The 17,563-nt window shown below is 71.6% G+C and carries 13 protein-coding genes; 7 read left to right on the top strand and 6 right to left on the bottom strand.

Annotated features, from left to right (window positions below; genetic code table 11):
• Positions 1–187 precede the first annotated feature (187 nt).
• Together IE316_RS11445 and IE316_RS11440 are read left to right on the top strand one after the other, a co-directional pair.
• Entirely contained in the window at positions 188–433 is a 246-nt protein-coding gene (locus IE316_RS11445) for a hypothetical protein (protein ID WP_229910336.1), read from the top strand.
• The gene (locus IE316_RS11440; protein WP_190204109.1) at positions 426–1,505 is read left to right on the top strand and encodes a response regulator; all 1,080 of its coding nucleotides are present in this window, start codon (positions 426–428) and stop codon (positions 1,503–1,505) included. Before IE316_RS11445 ends, IE316_RS11440 begins: the two co-directional genes overlap by 8 nt.
• A gap of 248 nt (positions 1,506–1,753) precedes the next feature.
• On the opposite strand, the gene fxsT is transcribed toward IE316_RS11440, so the two are convergent.
• Entirely contained in the window at positions 1,754–5,530 is a 3,777-nt protein-coding gene (gene fxsT / locus IE316_RS11435) for an FxSxx-COOH system tetratricopeptide repeat protein (RefSeq protein ID WP_190204108.1), read from the bottom strand.
• A 443-nt stretch (positions 5,531–5,973) separates the two neighbouring features.
• Here fxsT and IE316_RS11430 point away from each other — a divergent pair, with 443 nt between their 5' ends.
• Together IE316_RS11430 and IE316_RS11425 are read left to right on the top strand one after the other, a co-directional pair.
• The gene (locus tag IE316_RS11430) at positions 5,974–6,555 is read left to right on the top strand and encodes a TetR family transcriptional regulator (protein WP_229910335.1); all 582 of its coding nucleotides are present in this window, start codon (positions 5,974–5,976) and stop codon (positions 6,553–6,555) included.
• Between the two features lie 104 nt (positions 6,556–6,659).
• On the top strand, positions 6,660–7,589 hold the full coding sequence (locus IE316_RS11425) for an NADP-dependent oxidoreductase (RefSeq protein WP_190204107.1): 930 nt from the start codon (positions 6,660–6,662) through the stop codon (positions 7,587–7,589).
• Between the two features lie 431 nt (positions 7,590–8,020).
• Here the strand turns inward: IE316_RS11425 and IE316_RS11420 are convergent, their stop codons facing one another.
• Positions 8,021–8,878, bottom strand: a complete 858-nt coding sequence (locus tag IE316_RS11420; RefSeq protein ID WP_190204106.1) for a LysR family transcriptional regulator — start codon at positions 8,876–8,878, stop codon at positions 8,021–8,023.
• A gap of 70 nt (positions 8,879–8,948) precedes the next feature.
• Between IE316_RS11420 and IE316_RS11415 the strand changes: the two genes are divergently transcribed.
• A complete protein-coding gene (locus tag IE316_RS11415) occupies positions 8,949–9,680 on the top strand; it encodes an SDR family oxidoreductase (RefSeq protein WP_190204105.1) in 732 nt (243 codons plus the stop codon).
• A gap of 93 nt (positions 9,681–9,773) precedes the next feature.
• Here the strand turns inward: IE316_RS11415 and IE316_RS11410 are convergent, their stop codons facing one another.
• Positions 9,774–10,184 (bottom strand): RidA family protein, encoded by a 411-nt coding sequence (locus IE316_RS11410; RefSeq protein ID WP_190204104.1) that lies wholly within the window; start codon positions 10,182–10,184, stop codon positions 9,774–9,776.
• 445 nt (positions 10,185–10,629) lie between these two features.
• Between IE316_RS11410 and IE316_RS11405 the strand changes: the two genes are divergently transcribed.
• Positions 10,630–12,066 carry an FAD-dependent oxidoreductase gene (locus tag IE316_RS11405; protein WP_190204103.1) on the top strand — a complete coding sequence of 479 codons (1,437 nt, stop codon included), beginning with the start codon at positions 10,630–10,632 and terminating at the stop codon, positions 12,064–12,066.
• Positions 12,067–12,070: 4 nt separating this feature from the next.
• Positions 12,071–14,272 (top strand): MMPL family transporter, encoded by a 2,202-nt coding sequence (locus IE316_RS11400; RefSeq protein ID WP_190204102.1) that lies wholly within the window; start codon positions 12,071–12,073, stop codon positions 14,270–14,272.
• 122 nt (positions 14,273–14,394) lie between these two features.
• Here the strand turns inward: IE316_RS11400 and IE316_RS11395 are convergent, their stop codons facing one another.
• The 3 genes from IE316_RS11395 to IE316_RS11385 all read right to left on the bottom strand — a co-directional run bounded on the left by IE316_RS11395 (position 14,395) and on the right by IE316_RS11385 (position 17,537).
• The gene (locus IE316_RS11395; RefSeq protein ID WP_190204101.1) at positions 14,395–14,955 is read right to left on the bottom strand and encodes a PPOX class F420-dependent oxidoreductase; all 561 of its coding nucleotides are present in this window, start codon (positions 14,953–14,955) and stop codon (positions 14,395–14,397) included.
• A gap of 73 nt (positions 14,956–15,028) precedes the next feature.
• Positions 15,029–15,979: a UbiA family prenyltransferase gene (locus IE316_RS11390; RefSeq protein ID WP_190204100.1), complete on the bottom strand. Its 951-nt coding sequence runs from the start codon at positions 15,977–15,979 to the stop codon at positions 15,029–15,031.
• A gap of 13 nt (positions 15,980–15,992) precedes the next feature.
• The gene (locus IE316_RS11385; RefSeq protein ID WP_190204099.1) at positions 15,993–17,537 is read right to left on the bottom strand and encodes a class I adenylate-forming enzyme family protein; all 1,545 of its coding nucleotides are present in this window, start codon (positions 17,535–17,537) and stop codon (positions 15,993–15,995) included.
• Positions 17,538–17,563: the final 26 nt, after the last annotated feature.

Genomic DNA, 17,563 nt, shown 5'->3' with positions numbered 1-17,563 from the left:
AGCGGCTCCGTGACCAGCCGGTACGTCCTATGAACGGAGTGGCGGGTCGTTGCAGCGGAACCCCGCAGCGCTCACTTTCCCCGATCGCCGGCCGCAACACCCTGAGGTTCGTTCATTCTGGATGCCCCCCTTCCACAATCCGCTGGGAGGGTGAACAGGTTCCGCAGTCGAACGAATGGAGTGTGTGGTGGACCGTTCTCTGCTGTCGCTGAGATCGACGCTGGTGTTCCTCCTCGCCGTGCTGGCCGGCGCGGCCGCTGGCGGGCTGACGGCACTGGCGGGGGACAACACGCCGCGCAGCCTGCTCGCGGGGCTCGCCGCCGCGGGGCTGGCGGTCCCGTTCTTCAACCGTCTCATCGACTCCGAGGCCACCGCGATCGGACCCGCGGGGCCTTCGGACCCCGGCGCCGGAGAGGGAGAGAACAATGGCTGAGCTGCGGCCTCTGGGGGACGACCTCAACGACGCCTCACGCGCACTCGCCCAGGCTCTGCGAGAACTGTTCGAAGGACTACAGGTCTCCGTCCGGCGGTACGCGGCACGGCGCAGGCTCGACCCGGGCACCGTCTCGCGCTACCTGAACGGCACCCGGTTACCTCCCTGGCAAGTGATCAGCGACCTTTTCGCGGACGTGGCCGAGTACCGCGGGACGGCGGTCACCACGGAGGCCATCGAACTGGTACGCGGTCTGTACGGAACGGCCGTGGACGCGGCCTCCTCCCCCAAGCACGCGGTGGAGATCCTGGAGCAGCAACTGGCCGACGCCGACCGGGTCTCCCGGCGCTCCAGCGTCCGCGGTGATGTCCTGGGCGACGCTCTGCTGGACCGGACGCAGCGGATCGCCGACCTCGAAACACGGCTCAACCATTTGAAGGCCGACCGCATCGCGGCACAGAAACGGGCGGACGAACTGGCGTCGGCGCATCCGGACGTGTCCGATCTCATCGCCGAACGCGACGAACTCCAGCAGGAAGTCGAGCGGCTCGGCTCGGACCTTCGGGAGGCGCAGGCCCAACGTGCCGAGGCGGAGGGCCGCTGCGATCTGCTCGAACGCCAACTGGCCGCCGTCGAGCAGGCAACCACGGCGGCCGGGCTGCCCGCCATGCCGCAGAGCATGCCCAAGATCCTCGTCGTGGACGACCAGCCGGACAACCTGCTCGCCATGACCGCGGTTCTCGCGACGCTCGACCAGGAGCTCGTGACCGTCTCATCCGGCCGGGAGGCGCTCAAGGCGTTGCTCGACCACGACGACTTCGCCGTCATCATCATGGACGTACAGATGCCGGAGATGGATGGCTACGAGACCTGTGCCCACATCAAGCGCCGGCCCCGGACCCGGGACGTCCCCATCATCTTCCTGACCGCCATGGGCGTGGACTCGGAACACTCCGCGCGGGGATACGCGGCCGGCGCTGTCGACTACATCAGCAAGCCCTTCGACCCCTGGGCCCTGCGCGCCAAGGTCGCCGTGTTCACCTCCATCTACCTCGAGAAACACAGCCCATGAGTCCGGGCACGCTCAGCGAGGTCCGGTCCCGTACGCGCAGGGGTACGGAACCGGGCCGGTGCGGTCGGCTTCCACGGCACGCCCCCTCCTGGCCGCGGTGGCTGATGTCTCCGCTCGGTCAGGGTCACCGACGACGTCGCGTCCCGCTCGATGCCGTCGGAATGCTCTGTGATCCTGCGGTGATCTTGCAGTCGACCGTGCGCTCCGCCGGCTCGGTCCTGTCACCGCCAACTGACACCCGCATGCCCTCAGACGACTTGCGGCTCGAAGTTCCAGTACGCCCGGGCCCGTCGGCGAGCGGCGAGGGTCCGCTCGTCGTCGGCTCCCCACAGGGCCGCGAGATCCGCGAGCGTCTCCCTCTCGAGCTGGTGACTCGGCGCACCTGGCGAAGACGAGCGCAGCGTGGCGGCGTGGGCCAGGCGCGCCTGCAGGCTCAGCGGATGGCCGCTGCCCAGGAGCGTGACGGCCCGGTCGGCGGTGTCCTGGCTCAGGGCGACGGCGGCTTCTTTCCGCCCCAGTTCGTCGCGCACCACTGAAGTGCCGACCGCGCAGCCCAGCGTCCAGGGATGGTCCTCGCCCACCGCTGCGCGCATGTCCTTCAGCGCCTGCTCGAGCAGGGCCCGCGCCCTGGTGAGGTCTGCGCTCGCCAGCAGAACGAGCCCGTGGTTGGCGCGGGCTCCGGCGATCCAGGGATGACCCTCGTCGAACCGCGCCTCACAGTGGGCAACGACCCGGGCACTCAGTTCGGCGGCCATGTCGAGGTCGCCGTACGCCCGCTGGAAGCAGCTCAGGCTGGACGCGAACACCAGCGCCAGTGGGCTCTGCTCGCCCACGGTGTCCCGGGCCCGTCTCAGCGCGCCGGCCATCAGGCCACCCGCTGCGGTCCGGTCCCCCTGCTCCAGCAGGCACAGGCCGAGGGAGTGTTCGGCGCGCAGCGTCACGGGGTGGTCCCGGCCCAGGAGGTGACGGGCGGCATCCACGACTGGGCGCTGGACGGAGGTCGCCTCGGGGTACTGGCCCAGCAGCCGCAGGTCGACGGCGTAGTGCGTCTCCGCCACCAGGCAGCTCATGTCGTGCCGGCCCACCTGCCGCCGGTACACGTCGACGCATTTCCCGTCCAGTCGGAGGGCCCGTCCGTAGTCGCCGAGCACGCGGTACGCCACAGCGAGGCGGAGCTGGGCGTCCACCGTCCGGAGATCGGTCTCGCCGAAGAGCCTGGCAAAAGTCTCCGCTGCGGCCGTCAGCCCGGGGACGGCGTCGCTGTAGGCCCCGCTGCCGAGGAGAGCGGCGCTCACGCGGGCCGTCGCCTGGACGTACCGTGGGTCCTGGAGTCCCGCGACGCGGGCGGCGCTCTCCGCGGCGGCGCGGTCGAGCTCCTCGGCCCTGCGGTAGTCGCCGAGGGCGCACAGCAAGGGCGTGTACTGGTGAATGAGGTTCCAGACGGCCGGATCGTCATCGCCGCCGGTTCGGTCGCGCAGGGCCTGCAGGGCCTGTTCGCCGAGTTCGACGCCGGCCGCCCACCGCCCCGACAGTCTCAGGTTGACGAGGCAGTTGCGGATCAGCCGCCGCTCGTCGGAGCCGTCGCCGAGGTGAGCGTCCGCGTGGCGCAGATGGGGCAGGACATCCGCGTACCGCGGCCACGTCGTGATGTCCGCGGGCTCGCCGGGGTCCGCCGCAGCGAGCGCGCGCCGTGCCACGCCGGCGAGCCCGTCCCGCTCCGCCTCCGGCATCGCGTCGCGCACGATGCGCTGCACCACGGGGTGCAGGGACATCGTCCGGCCGGTCGTGTCGTCGGGCTCCGTACGGACCGCGGAGCACCGGCGCAGCGCGTGGACGGCCCTGTTCCACCGGCGCGGTTCGTCGAGCAGGGCGGCGATCCCTCCGGGCAGCTCGCGGCGGGGCATCTGATCGAGGAGATGCACGGGGACGGGGCCGGGAGCGAAGAACGCGCACAGGCGCAGCAGGTCGTGGGCTTCGGGGGCCGTGGTGCGGAGCCTGTCCAGCACTTCTGACCACAAGGTGACGAAGGGCACCGGGTAGCCGGAGGAGACGGGCAGGTCACCGAGGTCGAGCGTGGTACCGAGGAGCTCCGTGCTTTCCTCGTCCGGCAGGCCCGACTCCTGGAGCCGGAGGGCGGCCTGGTCGAGCAGCAGTGGCAGATCCCCCACCGCGTCGGCCAGCCTGTCCGCCTCGGTGCCGGGCAGGTGCGGGGCCCGGTGATGAAGGAAGGCCACGGACTCGTCACGCTTGTACCCGCACACGTCCAGCAGGGTGCTGCCGTGCTCGCTCCACTCCGGGTTGCGTGAGGTGATCAGTACGTGGCCGGGGCCCTCCGGCACCATGCCCGCTACCTCGTCCGGTTCGTCCGCACCGTCCAGCACCAGCAGCCAGCGCCGGTACGGCACGCCGCCGCGCAGCGCGTCCCGGGCGGCGGCCACCTGCGTGGTGAACCGCACGCCGGCGCGGAGGGCGAGGGCCCGGGCGAGTCCGGCGAACCCCTGCCCCACGGCGCTGCCCGGCCCCGCAGGGATCCACCACACGATGTCGTACTCGCCGCTGAAACGGTGGGCGTACTCAGTGGCCATCTGCGTCTTGCCGATGCCCGGCATGCCGTACAGCGTGACCACGCGCGCCTCCCGGAGCAGCCGGCGGGTGTTGCCGAGGAGCGCATCGCGCCCGGTGAAGGCGGCGTTCCGGTTCGGCACGCCGCCCCACACGCGCGGGGTCGCGCGGAAAGCGCCCTGCCCGGACCGGTCGAGGAGCGCTCGTACGCGTGCCTGGACATCGTCCCTGGCGAGATCGTCCGTCAACTGGCACGCGCGCAGGGCCTCGAGGGGCGCGGGGAGGGAATCGGAGGGCCCTACCCACACGACAGCGAGACGGACGCGCTGCTCGGCGGTGAACCGGGACAAGACCTGGTCCCAGTGATCGTCCGTGATCTCCGCCCTGGTGAGGTGCATGGCGTTCAGCAGCAGCAGTACCGGTCCGGGCTGCCTTGCCATCACCTGCTCCAGCAACGGCCCGGGGTTCCGTTTCACCCTCGGGTTCCACGGCACGACCGTGACGAAGTGCCCCTGCGTCTGGAAGGTGGAGCTCAGTTCCTCGGCCCAGCCCCGGTCGGGGTCGCCGTCGACGATGGTGACGGCAGGAGCCATTTCCAGACCGCGTCCGGTCGCGTACGACGTCGCGGGCGCCGCTTCCCGGTCCCGTACGGCGGCGGCGCGCAGCCGGACGTGTCCGGCCTCCTGCCGTTGCCGGTCGCGGTCCTGTCCGGCGGCGGCCTCCGCCTCGGCGGCGAGGAGTTCGCGTTCCCTCCGCGCGCAGCGCTGCTCGGTGCGCGCGACACATTGCTCGGCCGCATCGAGGGCGGCCTCCAGGTCGGCGACCCGGCGGAGCAGTGCGTCACGCTCGGCGCGCACCCGGTGTTGCTCCGCCCGCACCACCTCGACCTCGGTGTCCTCCGCCTGATGGGCGGCCACGGCCACGGCGAGTTCCTGCCGCTCCGCTTCCAGCCCCGCGGCCCGTTCCCGCTCCAGACGCAGCAGCGTGGCCACCGCGTCGGCCTGGGTCCTGGCGACCTGGGCGTCCTGCAGGGCAGCGGCGAGTCGGTCCTCGAGGTCCTGCACCTTCCAGGAACGGCTGTCCGTCGCTCGTAGCGCCGTCCGTTGCAGGCCGGTCATCCGGGCGCGGGCCTGAACCGACATCGGGCGGCCCAGTGTCCGGCCGACGTCGTCCATCAGCGTGGCGACGAAGTGGTCCGGTGCGACGGTCTCACCACTCAGATAGCGGCTAACGCTGCTGGCGCTGTGATGCCGTGCGGCGGCGTAGGCGCGCACAGACAGCCCGAGGACGGTGAAGGACCGGCGCAGCTCGATCGCCAGGGCGCGGCGTTCGGGGCCGAGATCCGCCGTGAGGGGGCGCAGGCCGATGCTCGCGCCGACGCGATCCGTCGTGTCGTCGTGCGGAAGCAGTTCACCCGGCACCGTCGCGCCGGACTCCTCGTCCGCCGGTACCTGACGCTCCACTCGTCCCCGCTCCCCTCTCCCCCGGCCGTGCCGGCGCCGTGTCCCACAGGATTCACAACGCGTAGCTCCTGGAGCAACACCGCCCGGTGCCCGGAGAGTCGTGGTCGTCACCGGTCAGCTCCGGGCCCGCGCCCGCATCGGAAAGGGAACGACCATGAACCGCAGGTACACGCTCAAGGCAGCGCTCGCTCTGCTCGGTGCGGCGGTCTCGGGTGCCGTACGAGCCGTCGTGTCATGGCTGCTGCAGAATAGCTCCGGCGACGTGTGACGGCCGGACGGGCGCCCACCTCGGTGCCTGGCTGATACCGGCACCGTCCGCCCGGGGTCAGGTGCCAACGACACTCGGTGCCGCGTGCACCCCACCGCCCGGCCTCGTGCCGCACGCGCTCACCTGCGGACATCTTGATCCGACGTACGATGTCTCGGAGTGCCATCAAAGTCGGGTGGAGGAATACGTGGCTCGATGGGAACCTGACGCACAGGCGCGCCTGCAGAACGCGGCGCTGGAACTGGTCACTCGGCAGGGTTTCGAGCGGACGACGGCAGCGGAGATCGCGGAAGCCGTCGGACTGAACCGCCGGACTTTCTTCCGGCATTTCCCTGACAAGAGGGACGTTTTCTTCGCCGGTCAGGACCGCATCGAAGCCGATCTGGTCGCCGGGGTGACCGAGGCGCCCCCCGGCGAGTCACCGATGGGGCTCATCGGGCTGGCGCTGGCCCGCGCGGCCGACACCTTCACGCATCTGCCGAGAGAGCAGGCGCGGGCGCGTCAGGCGATCATCGATGCGGAGCCGGCGCTGCTGGAGCGAGAGCGCCAGAAGTTCGCCGTCCTCGCCCGCAGCGTCGGCGACGCGATGCGGGAACGGGGCGTCCCCGATCTCGCGGCCACCCTCGCGGCCGAGTCCGGCGTCCTCATCTTCAGGACGGCGTTCACGCAGTGGCTGGCCGACGGCGAGACACGGTCCCTGCCGCTGATTATCACCGAGACGACGGCCGCGCTACGGGCACTCAATGCCGCGCACTAGCCATGTCTCTCAGAGACATTAATCACGTTGTCGACGATGGCCATGGCGCAGTACTGCCGCTAGTTTGATGTCACTGAGGGACATCAACAGGGGAGGACGGCGACATGAAGCGCATCCAGTACCACGAGTACGGCGGCCCCGACGTCATGCGACTGGAGGAGTTCCAGCCGGCTCGGCCCGGCAGAGGCGAGGTCCTGGTCCGTGTCAAGGCGGCGGCCCTCAACCCGATGGACATCGGCATCCGCCAGGGCAGACTGAAACTGGTCACCGGCCGCAAGTTCCCTCGAGCACTGCGGCACGACTTCGCGGGCATCGTCGAGGCGGTCGGCGACGGTGTCACCCAGGTTCGCCCCGGTGACGAGGTCATCGGGGCGGCGGGCATCAAGGCGGCCGGGGCGTTTGCCGAGGTGGTCCTCGTCGAGGAGAAGTCGGTCGTGCGCAAGCCGAGGAACCTGTCATGGGACGAGGCCGCCGCACTCCCGACGCCCGCCATCACCGCGTACCTGGCGCTGACCAAGAACGGCCGGCTGAAGGCCGGGCAATCCGTCTTCGTCGCCGGTGCGCTCGGCGCGGTCGGCCGGTCGGCCGTCCAACTCGCCAAGATGCTGGGTGCCTCGGTCGGCGGCAGTTGCCGTGACACCGCCGTTCAGGAGGCTCACGGCCTCGGGCTCTCTCCGATCGTCGAGTTCGACTTCGATCCGAGCCGCTACGCCCGGCAGTTCGACGTCATTCTCGACACCTCGGGCCAGTTGCCGCTCAAATCGGCCAAAACGATGGTCAAGCCAGGCGGCCACATCGTCGACATCCGGCCCGCGCCGGCGAAATTCGTACGAGCCGCCCTGCCGGGGCCCTACGAGGTGCTGGTCGCCAACCCGGACCGGGCCGATGTCGAGCAGATGGTGCGGGCTGCCGAACAGGGATTCCTTCGGATCCCCGTTGCCGGCGTGGTGCCACTCGACAGTGCCATCCCGGCCCTCGCGGAGTTCGAGCGCCGCACTGGTTCCAAAGGCGGCAAGCTCGTCATCACACCCTGAGCCGGCCCCGCCACCTCACACCGTCCTCACAGACGCGCCGGCGCCGAACCGCGGATGCCCGAGCTGCTCGTCGACGCCGATGAAGCGCACCGTCGTCCCGGTCGCCCCGCTCTCCGGCCCGGAGACCGGGGGGCGTACGAGAACACCTTCACCGACGACTACGAGGACGTCACCGGCACCGGCCGGGCCGCCGGCGCCCCGTCGTGTGTGGTGGCCCCGGCGGAGGTGGGCAGGGCCAGCGCGAGCAGGGCGCCGACCTGTCGAACCGAAGCAGTCCCCGACCGGTCGCCGGGAAGGACCGGGGCACGTACGAGGGAGCGGATCAGCTAGTGGCTTGGTTCGGCTCGACGGTGGCCGTGAGGGCGTCCTGGAGTGGTCGCATGCCTGCGGGCAGGGGCGAGGGCGTCTCCCACCCCGCGTGCCTTCCCGTTCTACCCGTCGTGGCCCGTCGCCTTGGCCGCCACGGCGGCGGCCGCGCGGACGAAGGCGGCCAGGGCTGGGGAGGTGGCGCGCTCGGGCCAGGCCAGGACGAGCGTGGTGGGCTCGGCATCGTCGACGGGGACAGCGACCAGGTCGTCGCGGAGCTGGTTGCGGATGGAGGAGGGGAGGACGGCGACCATGCGGCGCAAGGCGATGAGGTGGAGAAGCTGCCCGAGGTCGTGGACCTCGGGTCCGTGTGAGCCGCCCTCAGGTGTGCCCGGCCAGCGCGGCAGGGGCTCCCCGGCTAGGTCGTTCAGGCTGACCCGGGTGCGGCCCGCGAGGCGATGCGAACGGGGTATCACGAGAAGTTGGGTCTCGGTCAGGAGGTCCTGGGTGTCCAGGCCGGTGAGGTCGGGGTGGGGGCGGTGAAGCAGGGCGGCGTCGGCACGGCCCTCCCGCAGGAGGGTCTCACGCTCGCCGAAGCTGCACACCAGCTCGACCGGCAGCGCACCCGGCTCGGCCTGATAGGCGTCGAGGATCGCGGGCAGCAGGCCGCCGTCGCCGCCCGGCTTGATGACCAGGACCAGATGCGGGTCGGTGCGGCCGGCCCGCTGGGTGCGGCGCGCCGCGGCCGACGCGGCGTCGAGCACCGTACGGCTTTCGCGGAGCAGGACGGCCCCCGCCTCGGTCAGTGCGACCCGGCGGCTGCCGCGTTGCAGCAGGGCTACACCCAGCCGTCGTTCGAGCTGCTGAATGGCACGGGAGAGCGGCGGTTGGGTCATCCCCAGCCGGGCGGCCGCCCGACCGAAGTGCAGTTCCTCGGCGACAGCGGTGAAGTAGACCAGCTCGCGGACCTCCAGACTTTCCATACCCTCACGGTATCGCTGCGTACCTGGTCGGTGTTGGATCTCCCGGCCGCCCCCGTGGTGGGCTGAACGCATGACAGAAACCACCACTGCCCTGGTCACCGGCGCCAACAAGGGCATCGGGCGCGAGGTCGCGGCCCGGCTCGCCTCGCTCGGCATGAACGTCCTGCTGGCCTCGCGCGACCCGCACCGCGGTGCGGCGGCCGCAGCCGAACTGGGCCCGCGGGTGTACCCGGTCACCCTGGACGTCACCGACCACGCCAGCGTCCTGTCCGCCGCCCGCTGGATCGAGGAGCGCTTCGGCCGGCTGGACGTCCTGGTCAACAACGCCGGCATCTCCGGCGACCTCGCCGCCCAGAGCCCTGCCAGTGCCGAACTGACCGCTGTACGCGAGGTGTTCGAGACCAACGTGTTCGGCGTGATCAGCGTGACCACCACGATGCTGCCGCTGCTCACCCGCTCCCCCGCCGCCCGGATCGTCAATGTCAGCAGTGGACTGGGCTCCATCGCCCGGATGACCGATCCCGAGGACTACTTCACCACCCGGCCCCCGTTGGTCGCGTACGTCCCGTCCAAGACCGCACTCAACTCGCTGACCGTCCAGTACGCCAAGGAACTGCGCAGCCGCAACATCCTGGTCAACGCCGCCGATCCGGGGCCGTGTGCGACCGACTTCACCACCGCGTTCCCCGGCCTCACCCGCACCGCGGCCGACGGGGCGGTCGTGGTCGTCCGGCTCGCCACGCTGCCCGATGACGGGCCGACCGGCGGCTTCTTCGACGAGCACGGCCCGGTTCCCTGGTGAGCTGCCGCCGCAGCCGCTCGTCTTCGTGGCCGGGCACGGACTCCATGTGGGCGGCGACCGGCATGGGCTGTCCAGTCGACGCGTCGTTCGAAGTCAGTCAGGCAGCGCCACGGTGAGGTCCACCTCGACGAGCTGTCCCTGAAAGCCTAGCTGGGCAACGCCCAAGAGTGTGCTGGCGGTAGTGAACGCCGGACTCAGGGCGGACTCGGTGAGTCGACGCCATGCGGCTCCGAGAACGTCCCTCTCATCGCTCCGCACGTAGATCACCGACCGCACCACATGTTCAGGCCGGGCACTCACCGCTGCCAGGGCAGCGAGCGCGTTTGCGACGACCTGGTCGACCTGTGTCTCGAGGGATCCGACACCGACGAGGTCACCGTTGCGATCAAGCGGGCACTGCCCTGCCAGATAGGCGGTACGGCCTGTCTCCACCACGGTGATGTGGTGGTAGCCGGGTGTCTCATGCAGATGCTCGGGATTGATGCGAGTGATCTTCTCAGTCATGTCAGCGAGTCTGACCAGCGTGGTGCCGGCACGCACCGCATTTTCCCCACCGGCAGCCGGCTGAGCGTTTGTTCCGGTGGTTCGTGCTCGGTACCGGGTCAGGTTCCGCGACGGTCGGGGGTGGTCTCGCCGGTGAGTCTCACCGCGGCCGTCGACTGCCGCGTCCGGTCGACCCGCGACCCCGTGAGCCGGCATCGTGCTCAGGGACGGCGGCTGCGCGGCAGGCTACCGCCTCGTCCCCCGGCGGGGGCGGCGCTCTGGCACGGTACGGCGTACCGGGGTGCGGGCGCAACGGGTGGGCAACTGGCGCATGCGAGTGGGTACTTGCGATGGTCACGGGGGCCGTGAAGCATGGGGTGCCGGGGTGGGACGCCCCTCGTCGGACCGGGTCCGTGCCCTCCCCGCAGTGACTGGACGATGCAGGTACACCGGTCTGGAGGGCCTCGTGTTGGAGTCACCCGCTCGCGTCTTCGCCCAACTCAGTACCGACGAGCCCCTCGCCCAGGCCGAGGTCGTGCTCGGCCGGGCCGTGGTGCTCGGCGGGAGCATGGCGGGCCTGCTGGCCGCGCGGGTGCTCTCGGACCACGCGGAGAGCGTCGTCATCATCGAACGGGACGACCTGCCCGAGGGCGTGGCGTCCCGCCCGGGCACACCGCACGACGGGCAGTTGCACACGCTGATGCACGGGGGGCGGGTGCAACTGCGGCGCATGTTCCCGGGGTTCGAGGCGGACGCGGAGGCGCTGGGCGCGGTCATCTCCTCGCCGTACAACATCCGGGCCTACGCCGACGGGGTGCCGAAGGTCAGTGACGGGCGGATGGGGCTGCTGTCGTGCAGCCGGCCGTTCCTGGAGGCGCTGGTGCGCCGCCGTACACTGGCGCTGCCCAACGTGAAGGTGCTGACCTGCCGGGCCAAGGGGCTGGAGTTCCGCGGGGACGCCGTGACCGGGGTGCGCTGCGGTCCGGCCGCCGGCGAGGACGCGGGCGGGCAGGAGTGGGTGGAGGAGGCCGACTTCGTCGTCGACGCCATGGGGCGGGCGAGCAAGCTCGGCGACTGGCTGGAGAAGGGCGGCTGGGAGCGGCCCGCGATGCGGCGGATGCTGATCGGCATCGACTACGCCACCGGGTACTTCCGGCGCACGCAGAGCGATCCGGAGCTGGCGGCGGCCATCGCCTACCGCACCCCCACCGCGGTGCCGCCGCGGGTGGCCAGCGGTGCCATCACCTCCATCGAGGACGACCGCTGGCTGATCACGCTGGCCAACTACGGCAAGCAGCCGCCCATCCGGGACGTCGCGGAGTTCCGCGAGCTGTGCGGCGAACTGCCGCCGGTGTACCGGGAGGCGGTCACCGGCGAGCAGCTCGGCGAGATCTCCACCTACCACCAGGCCGACAGCCGCCGCCGCGAGTTCCACCTGCTGAAGCGGCTGCCGGCCCGGCTGATCAGCGTCGGGGACGCGGTGGCCTCGTTCAACCCGATCTACGGGCAGGGCATGTCCTCGGCGGCCCTGCAGGCGTCCGCGCTCTCGCGGTACCTGCGGTCGGCGCCGGACCTGCGGCAGCCCGCCCGGGACTTCTTCGCGGCCCAGCGGGTCGTGGTGGACGCCGCTTGGCAGGTGTCGACCGCGGCGGACCTGGCGCGGCCGGACGTGCACGGCCCCTACCCGCGGGGCTACCGCGTCACGAAGTGGTTCGCCGAGCAGATAGCGAATGCCTCCATCACCGACCGTGAGGTGGCGGTACGGTTCAACTCGGTGACGTACATGCGCACGCATCCCAGTGCGCTGTCGGCGCCGTCCACACTGCTGCGCGCGCTGCGGGTGAACCTCTCGAAGTCCGGCAGGTCCGGCAGGTCCGGTGGGCCGCAGCGGGAGAGGGGTTAGCCGCTTGTTCGCCGCACTGGCCCGGTTCACCTGTCGCCGGGGCAAACTCGTGCTGTACCTGTCCGGTGCGCTGCTGGTGATCGCGGGTGCGGTCGGCGGGGGCGTGTTCAAGGAACTGTCCGCCGGGGGGTTCGTCGACGGCTCCACGGAGTCGGCGCGGACCGCGCGGGTGATGGACGACACCTTCCGGGCGGGCGCCCCGGATCTGGTCCTGCTGGTCTCCGACGAACGGGGCGTGGACTCCCCCGCCGTGGCCGCCGCGGGGGCCCGGCTGACCGAGCAGGTCGCCCGGGAGCGCGGGGTGGAACAGGCCGTCTCCTACTGGTCGCTGGGCCGGGCCGAGCCGCTGCGCTCCCGGGACGGTGACAAGGCGCTGCTGATGGCCCGGATCTCCGGGGACGAGGACCAGGTCCAGGAGACCTTCGCCCGGCTGGAGAGCCGCTACGAGCACCGGCCGCAGGGGCTGGACGTGCGGGTGGGCGGCAACGCGCTGGCCGACAAGGAGATGTCGGAGACCACCGAGACCGACCTGGTCAAGATCGAGGCGGTCACCTTCCCGGTGCTGCTGATCGTGATGCTGTTCGTGTTCCGCGGTGTGGTGGCCGCCCTGGTGCCGCTGCTGGTGAGCGCGCTGACGATCCTGTCGGTGCTGATGGTGCTGCGGGTGCTGACGCTGTTCACCGAGGTGTCGGCGCTGGCGAGCAATGTCGCCACCGGTCTCGGGCTGGGGCTGGCGATCGACTACAGCCTGATCCTGGTCAAGCGGTACCGCGAGGAACGGGGCCGGGGGGCGGGGACCGACGAGGCGATCGCGCGGACCCTGCGCACGGCCGGCCGCACGGTGCTGTTCTCCGCGGTGACGGTCACGCTGGCGCTGGGCGCGCTGCTGGTGTTCCCCTTCTACTTCCTGCGTTCGTTCGCCTACGCCGGGATCCCGACGGCGCTGCTGGCGGCGCTGTCCTCGCTGACCTTCCTGCCCGCCCTGCTGAAGGTGCTGGACCACCGGATCGAGAAGGGGCGGCTGGTGGGCCGGCGCCGGTCGGCGCAGCCGGGGACGGCCGGCGACGGCGAGCGGTTCTGGCACAAGCTGGCCGTCGGGGTGATGCGGGTGCCGCTGCTGGTCGCGGGTGCCGTGACGGCGGTGCTGCTGCTGCTCGGGGCGCCCTTCCTCGATCTGCGGCTGAGCCTGCCCGACGAGCGGGTGCTGCCGTCCGGCAGTCAGTCGCGGCAGGTGGGCAACGAGATCCGCGGCGCCTTCCGGGCCCAGGAGACGCAGGCGCTCAACGTGGTGCTCAGCGACACTCCGGCGCGCGGCGAGCGCGACGTGGCCCCGTACGCCGAGCGGTTGTCCCAACTGGAGGGGGTGGCCCGGGTGGACAGCGAGGCCGGGACCTTCGCGGCGGGGCGGCTGGTGCAGCCGCCGACGCCGTACGCGGAGCGCTTCGGCGCCGAGGACAGCACGTACCTGTCGGTGGTGCCGCGCGACCAGTCGCTGTCGCAGGAGGGCCGTGAGCTGGTGGAGCGGCTGCGGGACAGCCCGGCACCGTACGACGTGCGGGTGGGCGGGCCGGCGGCCGAACTGACCGACTCCATCGACTCGATGAACGCGCGGCTGCCGCTCGCCCTGGGGGTGATCGCGGCCAGCTCCTTCGTGGTGCTGTTCCTGTTCACCGGGAGCCTGCTGCTGCCGCTGAAGGCCCTGGTGCTCAACTGCCTGAGTCTGAGCGCCACGCTCGGCGTGCTGGTGTGGGGGTTCCAGGATGGGCACCTGGACGGCGTGGTCGGCGACTTCGTGGTCACCGACTCGATCACCTGGACCGTGCCGGTGCTGCTGTTCTGCATCGCGTTCGGGCTGTCGATGGACTACGAGGTGTTCCTGCTCTCCCGCATCAAGGAGGAGTACGACCGCACCGGCGACAACGAGGCGGCGGTCGCCCGCGGGCTGGCCCGCACCGGCTCGCTGATCTCCGCGGCGGCGCTGCTGATCGCCATCGTGTTCCTGGGGTTCCTGATGTCCGGCATCGTCTACATGAAGGCGATCGGCATCGGGCTGGCGCTGGCCGTGCTGATGGACGCCACGCTGGTGCGGGGCGCCCTGGTCCCGGCGTTCATGCGGCTGGTCGGCAAGGGCAACTGGTGGGCGCCGAGGCCGCTGCGGGCGCTGCACGCCAAGGTCGGGCTGCGCGAGGACGCCGGCGACGGGTGAGGGGGCGCGCCCGTCGGCACTCGCCCGGGGGCCGCCAGGTCTCCGTACGGGCGCTCGGGCGGGTACGGACGCGGGCGGGCCCGGGGGATGGTCCCCCGGGCCCGCCCGTGCGCGGGGCCGGCTCAGTCGCGGGCCGGCTGGGCACCCGGCCCGCGGCCGGTGGCCGGTCCCTTGGCGGCCTTCGCCCGTGCCTCCGCCTCCAGCAGGGCGTTGGGCGTGATCTCGATGTAGGCGGCCTCCTCGTACACCGTAGCGACCGTGCGGTCGTACAGCTTGCGGCCCGCGCCGTAGGCGTCCGCGATGATCCGCGCGGCGCGGGGCTTCTCCTCGTCGGGCAGGATGCGGGCCGTGCACTCGATGACCGCGCCCTTGGGCTTGCCCCGGATGTTGGACGGCGCGAACAGCACCTGCGGGTTGTTCCGCATGCGCCGCACCTTCCAGGAGTTCAGCCCGGTGCGCAGGTAGGCCCGGCCGTCGTGGAGCCCGAACCACATGGCCGAGGGCACGGCGTCGCCGTTGCGCTTGTAGGTCACCAGCAGCGCGAACCGGCGGCGCCGGAACTGCCGCAGGTCGCCCGGGCCGTCGGGGGTCGCGGTGACGTGCCAGGTCACCGGGTCGCGCCAGGAGTCGTACATGCGCAGGACCCGTTGTTCCCACCATTCCTTGCTCAGCAGACGCGGCACGTGCGCCGCCCTCCCTTCGATCGTTCGGGTGTCTCCCGCGGGCGCCGGGACCCGGCGCCCCGGGCGTCGGGCATCAGGCCAGCAGGAAGGCGAGCGCCAGTCCGAGGCAGCCCAGGTCGACCGAGCTGAGCCCGATGAACCTGGCCTTGCGCCACTCCTCCTTGCCCGCGCCGTAGTAGAGCTGCACGGCGTGCAGGACGACGACCGGTACCGCGGTCAGACCGAGCGCCAGGTCGAAGCGGGTGGTGGTGAACAGCAGCGCCAGCAGGGTGACGCTGAGGGCGAAGAGCAGGGCCAGGTAGACCTTGAACGCCCCCATCGGCAGCAGCACGGCCAGGGTGTGCCGGGAGACCTCGGAGTCGCCCACCCGGTCCGAGGCGTTGCCGTAGGAGACGATCAGCAGGAACCAGACGCCCACCAGGGCGGCGGTGAGCAGGGCCTCCGCGGTGACGTGGCCGGCGATCAGCCAGTACGGCACCAGGCCGATGCAGCCGATGACGTAGAAGATGGTGACTTCGAGGCCGCCCGGCAGGTAGCTGAGCTTCAGGCCGATCGAGTACTGCACCGAGGCGATCTGGCCCACGAGCATCACCAGCACGGCGGCCGGCGGGGCGGTGCCGTCCAGGGTGGCCACGGCGGCGAGTCCCGCGGCCACCGCGATCACCCACATGACGATGCCGAAGCGCACCGCCTCCGACTCGGTCAGCGCCCCGGTGAGCAGGGGTTTCTTGGCGACGGTGGTGGCGGGGCGGCCCGCGTAGTTGCGGGCGTCGCTGCCGTCGCGGTAGCCGCCGAGGTCGTCGGCCGCGCCGCCCGCCCACTGGGTGGCCAGCACCATCAGCAGGGTCAGGGCGAGCGCGGCCGCCGTGTCACCGCCGACGTGGCCGTCCAGCCGCAGCAGGAGCAGGGCGAGGATCCAGCCGTAGGCGTGGTGGTAGATCCGCGCCTTGCCGAGCCGGGCGTAGCCGAGGGCCTTGGTGGTGAGCGGGCTCCGGCCGGCCCGCGAGGCGCTGGTGGCGGTCATGCTGATCGCTCCCTCACTGGCGTATGGACAGGTCACGGCCGGCCAGCGCCCGCTTGAGCTGGTCGCGCTGGATCTTGCCGGTGACGGTCCGGGGGAAGTCCTCGTCGGGGATGACGACGGGTTCGGTCATGGGCGGCAGCCGGCGCACCGCGGCTTCCCATGCCTGCTTGCGGAACTCGGTGCCGGGGCGCAGCGAGAGGACCGGCTGGAGGCGGCCCTCCCGTTCCAGGACGACCAGTTCCAGGAACTCGGGGAAGCGTTCCAGCAGGATGTCCTCGATGCCGATGCCGCTGATGGCGCCGGAGACCTTGTCGACCTGGCGGTCGATCAGGGTGATGCGGCCGGTGCGGGACTTGGTGCCCCAGTCGCCGGTGTCCCACCAGCGGTTGTCGGGGAAGTTCTTGGACATGAGGTCCGGGCGGTTGATGTACCCGGAGAAGACGCCGGGGGTCTTGACGACCATGCGTCCGGGGGTGCCGGCCGGCACGGTGCGGCCGGAGTCGTCGACGATGCGGATCCGGCAGAACGGGAAGTGCGCGCCGGCCGGGTGGCCGCGCAGCAGCCGGGAGCTGCGCAGCCGGCGCAGGGTGCGCAGGGGCCGCTGGAGGCCCTTGAGGTGGCTGCGGATGGCGATCGGGCCGGTCTCGTTCTGCCCGTAGACCTCGACGCACACGGCGAAGCGGTGGTCGGAGCCGCGCAGCAGGGCGTCGACGGTGTCGGGGTGGATGACGTCGAAGCCGGCGCCGAAGAAGCGGACCGAGCGGAAGGCGCCGCCCGGGGCCAGGTGCTGCCAGGCGCGGAAGGTGTTCGGGTGGGTCTCCAGGTAGACCGGGCGGTGCCGCTTGAGCATCCGGTCCACGTTCTCCGGGGAGTCGTCCTGGAGCAGCATCAGCGGGGCCTTGCGCATCAGGGCGGCGAGGATGCCGACCACGGTGCGGCCGTGCACCGGGGAGATGACCAGGGCGAGGTGGCCGTCGAGGCGGGACAGGAAGTGGATGACCGCCTGCACCCGGGCGTTGAAGCGGATGCTGGCGCTGGAGCACTCGGCGAGCTTGGGGGTGCCGGTGGTGCCGGAGGTGTGGACGACGACGTAGGGGGCGTCGGTGGCGGTCTCGCGGCGCCGGGAAAGCCGGCGGTGGCGGGGCAGTTCGGCGGCCAGTTCGCGCCAGTCGACGACGCGGCCGAGGCCGGGGAACGCCTCCCGGGCGGTGGCGAGCAGCTCGTCGGCGGCGATGACGGCGGTGATGCCGTCGACGCCGCGCACCATGGAGGCGGCGACCGGGCCGGGCAGGGTGGGGCTGAGCAGGATGGGGACGGCGTCGAGCGCGGTCAGCGCGGCGTAGGCGACGATGATGTCGGTCGGCGACTCCAGCCAGACGATGCAGCGTTCGCCGGGGACGATGCCGTGCGCGCGCAGGGCGGTGGCGGTGCGGGCGGCCGCGTCGGCGACGTCGCCGGGCGGGATCCGCTCGTCCTCGGCGGCGACGATGATCGGCTGGTGGTCGACGATCCAGGGATCGGCGTCGCCGGGCAGGCTCAGCAGCTTGTCGAAGATCACAGGGGGGCCTCTTCTCGGACGGTGCG

Origin of the sequence: Streptomyces fumanus (genome assembly GCF_014655295.1) — a bacterium.
Lineage (GTDB): Bacteria > Actinomycetota > Actinomycetes > Streptomycetales > Streptomycetaceae > Streptomyces > Streptomyces fumanus.
Note: the sequence above shows the minus strand (reverse complement) of the source record. Positions and strands in the feature narration are given on the sequence as shown.